This window comes from Acinetobacter sp. YH12039 (assembly GCF_013420015.1).
In the GTDB taxonomy this organism is placed as follows: Bacteria; Pseudomonadota; Gammaproteobacteria; order Pseudomonadales; family Moraxellaceae; genus Acinetobacter; species Acinetobacter amyesii.
Window position 1 is genome coordinate 1 of sequence record NZ_VOZA01000082.1, and the last position, 6,455, is coordinate 6,455.

General features: G+C 37.5%; 7 protein-coding genes and 1 pseudogene. 4 read left to right on the forward strand and 4 right to left on the reverse strand.

All coding sequences use genetic code 11. The features are described from left to right. Positions 1–108, forward strand: a pseudogene (locus tag FTT98_RS16940) (IS701 family transposase); the annotation flags it as partial. On the opposite strand, the gene FTT98_RS16945 reads toward FTT98_RS16940, so the two are convergent. Continuing rightward, a complete protein-coding gene (locus tag FTT98_RS16945) occupies positions 85–390 on the reverse strand; it encodes a hypothetical protein (protein ID WP_180041657.1) in 306 nt (101 codons plus the stop codon). The pseudogene FTT98_RS16940 and the gene FTT98_RS16945 overlap by 24 nt on opposite strands. 199 nt (positions 391–589) lie before the next feature. Between FTT98_RS16945 and FTT98_RS16950 the strand changes: the two genes are divergently transcribed. Both FTT98_RS16950 and FTT98_RS16955 read left to right on the forward strand, forming a co-directional pair. Further along, a complete protein-coding gene (locus FTT98_RS16950) occupies positions 590–1,327 on the forward strand; it encodes a sulfite exporter TauE/SafE family protein (RefSeq protein ID WP_180041658.1) in 738 nt (245 codons plus the stop codon). A gap of 190 nt (positions 1,328–1,517) precedes the next feature. Next, on the forward strand, positions 1,518–1,847 hold the full coding sequence (locus tag FTT98_RS16955; protein WP_180041659.1) for a hypothetical protein: 330 nt from the start codon (positions 1,518–1,520) through the stop codon (positions 1,845–1,847). Positions 1,848–1,926: 79 nt separating this feature from the next. Here the strand turns inward: FTT98_RS16955 and FTT98_RS16960 are convergent, their stop codons facing one another. After that, complete coding sequence (locus FTT98_RS16960; RefSeq protein ID WP_180041660.1) at positions 1,927–2,505, reverse strand: 1-acyl-sn-glycerol-3-phosphate acyltransferase; 579 nt, start codon at positions 2,503–2,505, stop codon at positions 1,927–1,929. A 281-nt stretch (positions 2,506–2,786) separates the two neighbouring features. Between FTT98_RS16960 and FTT98_RS16965 the strand changes: the two genes are divergently transcribed. After that, complete coding sequence (locus FTT98_RS16965) at positions 2,787–3,269, forward strand: copper resistance protein NlpE (protein WP_180041661.1); 483 nt, start codon at positions 2,787–2,789, stop codon at positions 3,267–3,269. Positions 3,270–3,356: 87 nt separating this feature from the next. Here the strand turns inward: FTT98_RS16965 and FTT98_RS18210 are convergent, their stop codons facing one another. Then, the gene (locus FTT98_RS18210) at positions 3,357–5,915 is read right to left on the reverse strand and encodes a YadA C-terminal domain-containing protein (RefSeq protein ID WP_257230224.1); all 2,559 of its coding nucleotides are present in this window, start codon (positions 5,913–5,915) and stop codon (positions 3,357–3,359) included. Positions 5,916–6,287: 372 nt separating this feature from the next. Beyond that, positions 6,288–6,455, reverse strand: a 168-nt coding sequence (locus FTT98_RS16975; RefSeq protein WP_180177594.1) for a transposase, incomplete at its 5' end; no start/stop codon positions are given.

Sequence of the window (6,455 nt, forward strand, 5' to 3'; positions counted from 1 at the left end):
AATGTATATCGTTGGCAGAAGAAATTATTTAGACCAATTATCAAAAGCTTCATTGATGACTTTATTCTCGATAAAAATCATCTGCTACCACAGAGAATCTTTAAATAATAGTGCGTAAGTCCTATTATATATATTGTCTGGACGGTTATTCGAATTCGATCGTGGTGAGTTTGGTCGATGTTGCGGGCTATTCACTCGACTATATGAACGGTCATAACGCTGACTTGAGTCATAGCGCTGTCCGTATGCCCCCCCATATTGACCTGAATAACCATATTGATTTGCATAGCCATATTGATTCGAATGGTATCGGCCATCATCAAATGGCGCCACGACACACCCTGTAAATGTAACTGCAACTACAGATAGCAAAGCAACTTGTTTAAGCATGTGTAGCACTCCTCTTTGATGAAGGGCATTTTCACTTATCGAAATGAATTCAATCGGAAGTCTGTGTACATCTGCTGTATTTAAACATTCATGTTTTATTCATCATTTGACATCCAATTTTGCTACATTTGTTCAGTCAGCCACATTTATATAGAAAAATTCACTACAATAGCGCCACGTATTTCAAAGCTGTAATTTAATGACTTGGCTGTTTTTTATTCTTGGTGCCATCTTTGCGGGATTCATACAAGGATTAACAGGGTTTGCATTCGCCCTTATCGCAATGTCATTTTGGGTTTGGATACTCCCCCCTCAAATAGCCGCACCCTTGGTGGTCTGCGCTTCAGTTTATAGCCACTTCATTTCATTATCATCAGAACGCAAAAGCATTCCGATCAATAAAAAAATCATTTATCCCTATTTAATTGCAGGAATTTTAGGTGTACCACTCGGTACCTATTTATTAGACAGCATTAATCCAGATACATTTAAATTGGTTTTGGGCGCTTTTTTAATGTTTTGGTGCCCAATTTTATTTTTTAATCCTAAATTTTCATTCATCCAAAAATCAGGGAAATGGGCGGATTCTAGTATTGGATATATTGCTGGAATCTTGGGTGGTCTTGGAGGCTTTTGTGGTGCATTACCCTCTGCATGGCTCATGCTGAAAAATACACCCAAAGCAGAACAACGCTATATTTTGCGACATTTCAATTTAGCCATTCAGCTCGTCACACTCATTAGCTATCTGCTACAAGGGATCATCCATCGTGAACATCTGCCCTATTTAGCCGTGCTTTTGGTGATTATGGCTTTTCCAGTGATTTTTGGTGCCAAACTTTTTTATCGCATTTCAGAACGCCAATTTAAACATATTGTATTAGGTCTTCTATTCTCTTCAGGCTGCTTCTTGGTGACGATGAGTATCTTAAGCTGATAACTCCAAACCTAAAGATATTTGTCCAAATTGTTCTAACAAAAAGCCTTTTCAGTTAGACATTCACATCTTGTAACAATGACACAATTCACATTTAAATAAAAATTAGCCAAATGGTAAAAAAGTGATTAATTTTTTTGTCGAAAATTAATAGAATATTGCACCTCATAATTTTGCTTAAAATAAAACCATGAAAAAGTTCATCCTGCTTGCAGGTGTGACTCTGCTTAGCGGCTGTATGTTTGGCACGTCCAGTGAAATTAAAAAAGCTGAAAAACTACTCTCACATTTTCAATGCAATAATATTGAAAGTTCACATATGACTCATAGCTCGATTACAAGTTTTCATGAAGAAAAACTGGCATCAAGCAAACAAAAGGTCGTGTCATATATCGACAGCTATAAAGAAGGCGAAAAATTATTTCGTATCCCGCTCATCGATGTAGTTGATCAGCAATACATAATTTATAAGGCGGCATGTCAAAATCTGGGCGGTATCCATCCCGATTTTCATGATTAAATTCAATATAAAAGTCTAAACAAAATCATCTAAACGTAAAAAGGACAGCCGATGCTGTCCTTTTTATTGGATTGTTAGATTAGTGATAGCGTGTATCGACACTGAATTTTTCAGGAAATTTGGCATGTATTTGCGCGTAGAAACCCATGATTTCCGCCATATCTTTTTCATAATCACCTGTAGGATAAACAATTTTACCCACACCCGTTTTTTTCTGCACATAGTCCATATAAGCTAAAGCAATCGGCACACCCGCTTGCATAGCAACATGGTAAAAACCAGTTTTCCACTTCTCTTGTTTGGCGCGTGTCCCTTCTGGCGTCACCAACATGACCAATTTTGGATGATGCTTGAACAAGTCAGCCATCAGCTCAACCATACTTTGACGAGCTTCACCATCTTGTTTTGGACGACGATTAATACCAATTCCGCCCATAGCACGTACAAAAGGCCCAAACGGGAATTTCATATAACTGTCTTTAATCGTAATACGAACATTTACCCCTAACGCTTTCAGGGCAAGACGTGCATAAAGTGCATCCCAATTACTGGTATGTGGGGCTGCAATCATGACACATTGGTCGATATTTAAATCCCAATGGTTATCAATTTGCCACCCCATTAAGTTCAGACTTTTTTCCGCTGTTTTTTCAAACACAATTTGCACCGACAGTTTTTTCTATGCCGCAGAGTTTAACAACGCAAAATAATTATAAAAGCCTATATTGTTCAGTTATTCACCAATTAATATATAAATGTCCTTTAGCGTTCACTTTTAGGTATGTCACCAATATTTCACTATTTACGAATTTTAAAAAATCAAATGTTTGTTTTGATGTATTAACCAAACACACAATTGTTAACAAGAATAGGCTATTTTTCTTGAGCAATAAAAGCCACGCTTAGCATTATATTGGGTACGTACGGTGTATAAATCTCATGAAAAAACTAATGCTCGCTCTCTGTATGGTCAGTGCAACCTTAACGGCATGTTCAAAGACTAGCAATGATTCTGAAACTGCGACACCACCAGATAATAACGTCATTGCCAATACCGACGCTGCCTCAGAAAGCCCGATTGCCACAGGTGATAACACCGAAAATGCACTTGATTGGGCGGGTGAATATAAAGGAATTCTGCCTTGCCATGATTGCAAAGGGATTGAAACTGAGCTTGAACTCAAACTCGATAAAAGCTATGAGCTTAGCCAAGAGTTTTTAGGTAAACCTGCAAACACTGAAAATAAAGTGAAAGGCAGTTTTAAGTTCTTGCCAGATCAACCTGGAATGATTCAACTTGATGCCCAAGGCGACAATCGGATTTACTTTGTAGGTGAAAACTTTATTGAACTTCGTGGTGATAAAGGTGAAAAATTGGAAATGCCTGAAGTAAATCTTAAACTCACCAAAAAGCTTGATTAGCGTTTTATTTAACATTTGTAGTCATATATTAGTCATAAAAAATCCCCGCAATTGCGGGGATTTTATTTCAACTATGTTAAAGGTAAATTATTTACCGCCAAACACGTAAGAAACACCTACACGACCACCAAATTCACTACCACTAGCGAAACCTAAAGCACCGCTTGCAGAGATACGATCAGTGAAAGATGTAACTACACCGATAGAACCAGCAGTTTCACCTTCATAGTGACCTACACCACCAAATACAGCAACTTGACCTGGAGCAATGTTAGGTACAGCTTGTTGTGCAGCCAATGCAATCGCAACACCACGGTTCGCAGTACGCTCTACATCATCAACACGGCTGTTTAACTGATTTACACGGCTATTTACAGTTGCAACAGCTTTGTCTGTGTAAGCATTAGCAGCTTTAGAAGTTGTATCAAGTTTGCTATCAACCGCATTATTTGCAGCAGTAGTAGCAGCTTCAGTAGCAGCTTTAGTCATATCAGCAGAAGCTGTTTTGATAGCACCATCAACTTTAGTATCAGTATAAGCGTTAGCAGCCTCTAAAGTAACTTTAGCTTTAGCTTCAACTTTAGTATCAACAACAGTTTCAGTTACACCACCAGCACCTGGGTTAGTTGGATTTGTTGGATCTGTTGGATCTGTTGGATTTGTTGGTTCTGGAGCAACACCAGTTTTCAAGAACTCAGTAACGTCTTTACCGTCAACTTTGAAAGTTTTGGCATCAACAACACCATTAGTGACAATACCAGCTGCTGTCAAGTTAGTATATTGACCATCTGTAGTGCTACCTTTAGTACCGTTGTAAACACGAATACCATGTACAGAGTTACCAATATCACCTAGTTGTACATAAGAAACATTAACACCTGCACCACTTGATGTTGCAGTATTGAAAGTTGTTAAGGCACCACCCGTTGGGTCAGTTACTGCTGATTGTAAAGTAGAAGCACCTTTATCTGCTGTTTCAGTATAGTACTGAGTCATGACATTTGTCACAACGTTATGTTCTGTTACAGGTGCAGCACCCACAACTTTACGTGTTGTACCAGTCAAAGTTGCATCTTTTCCTGCTGTAGCAGCTGCCAATGCAGTAATCTGTGCTTCATCTGTTACACGGGTCATTGTGTTATTTGCAGTACCTGGAGCACCAGAAGTTGTATAGTACTCAGTCGTACCTGCAGCAGTATCAGTTACTTTAACGATATTCTGACCGTTTAAATTCTCATAGTATTGAGTTTGTAACGGAAGACCAACAGCAGCACCAGATTGTAAACGAGTTACACTGCCGTCAAAGTTTAAAGTTCCTGGGTTCGCATCAGTACCTAAGTTACTTAATGACAAGCCATAACCAGTAAGGGTTGCGATATTACGAACACCATTGTTATCTGTACGCTCTGCACTTACACCATAAATACTTTGAGCTGGATTTGCATAATGGTCTGCACGCCAGTGATCTGCAGCAAACACTTCATCATAAGCCGCATTACCTGGAATTAAACGAGCATCGTAACGTGGGTCATTTGGATCTGTAATAACAGTATGATCAGTATTAGTATTACCAACTACACCAACATTGACATAATCATATTTAGACTTAGCTTGACCTGTAACACCTTGAACTGAATTAAATGTTTCAGGATCAGCTGCGTTTGGATCAGTAATGGTACCAATACCTGCTACATTTTGTGTAGATTTAAAACCATAGGTAAGATGCTCATCAGTGATCAGTTTGATTTCTTCACCTGATCCTGTTTTGCTAATTGTGTACTGACCAGCTTTAGTGATCGTATCTCTATTAACTTCTTGGGCTAGTGTAGTTTTAACTAACTGACCATTCACGTCTTCTCTATAGTACTGACCATTAAACAATGCTGCATCAGAAGCAATGTTAGCATTCTCACTAAAGAATTGATAGACAGCGCCTGCACCAGTACCATATTTTACAAGTTGTAATTTATCAGCTTTTGCAGTTGAACTTTCGATAATAGCTTTACGAGAGTTTAAATCAACACCATTAGCAACTGGACTATTAGGACCACCAAATGCTTGTAAAGAAATAACATTGTCACGACCATATACTGGTGAAACAATATTTTGGTTCGCATTATTTACGTTATTATAAGCATTTACACCTGAAACAGCACCGTCTGCATAAATATCTAGGTTTGGCACAGCATGTGTAACAAAGTGTTGTGCTAAAAATGCACCATTGTTACCCGCTGGTTGACCAGATGCTTGAGCAAAAAAGTCTAATACGCCATTCGCAGAAGTACCACCTAATGCAGTATAAATCGCATTAAGCTCATCAAGCTTATCTGCATTTGTAGCTGATTGTAGAGCTGCACCATTATAAGTCTTTAATTGCTCATACAAGTAATCTAACGCATCTACAGAGCGAACATTAGCTCCTGGAGCAGTGTTATTTACAGTTACTGTAGTATAATCACCAGGAGTACCAAGGTCGATTTGATTTGTATTGGTATTAAACCAAACTTTAGCATAGTTACCAACGTTCGCATCAGACTTACTAATTGCGTGATGTACTGGATCAATGAATGGGTTTTCACCTGATGCATTCGCACCAACTGTTGCTAAAGCTAAGCTTGCAGCTAAAAGAGTTTTTTGAAATTTCATAAATTTTTCCCTTTTTAAAAAAAAATACTGGCTTACCCTAGGATTTTGTAAACCAGCAAAAAAAGTGATTGCCTGGTTACGGGATGTTGCCACCTTACTAACCCAGCGATCTTTCTAGGTCTCGGGTATAATAAACAAACTCTCAACACATTTTCAACAAAAACTTGATTTAAAAAACAAATTATTTTTTTATAACCAAAGTAAAAAAAAATAAATATAAATATTTGATTATTAAAATAAAATAAAAAATAGATTAATTAATAATCGAAATTTAAGAATAAAATCTACTAAAACACGTTTTCAATAAACAAAAATCTATCAACAAAAAATTTATAATTTCTACTAAAAGTAACTTTTTTTTGTAAGTCTCCATTAAAAAGTAAACATGTATTCTTTTCCGAATTGGTTTGATCCTCTCTCCACCCATTGCTCTATTTTATCAGCTGTCATGACTTGAAAATCTCGCCAATAATATTTCATCTGCTTCCATACCATCTCGATTCGATTTAACTCAGGGCTATAAGCTGGAATAAAATACAA

Bases quoted from the DNA above. Each gene is read 5' to 3' on its own strand.
- FTT98_RS16945 (WP_180041657.1), bottom strand. From the start codon at position 390: ATGCTTAAACAAGTTGCTTTGCTATCTGTAGTTGCAGTTACATTTACA.
- FTT98_RS16950 (WP_180041658.1), top strand. From the start codon at position 590: ATGACTTGGCTGTTTTTTATTCTTGGTGCCATCTTTGCGGGATTCATA.
- FTT98_RS16955 (WP_180041659.1), top strand. From the start codon at position 1,518: ATGAAAAAGTTCATCCTGCTTGCAGGTGTGACTCTGCTTAGCGGCTGT.
- FTT98_RS16965 (WP_180041661.1), top strand. From the start codon at position 2,787: ATGAAAAAACTAATGCTCGCTCTCTGTATGGTCAGTGCAACCTTAACG.
- FTT98_RS18210 (WP_257230224.1), bottom strand. From the start codon at position 5,915: ATGAAATTTCAAAAAACTCTTTTAGCTGCAAGCTTAGCTTTAGCAACA.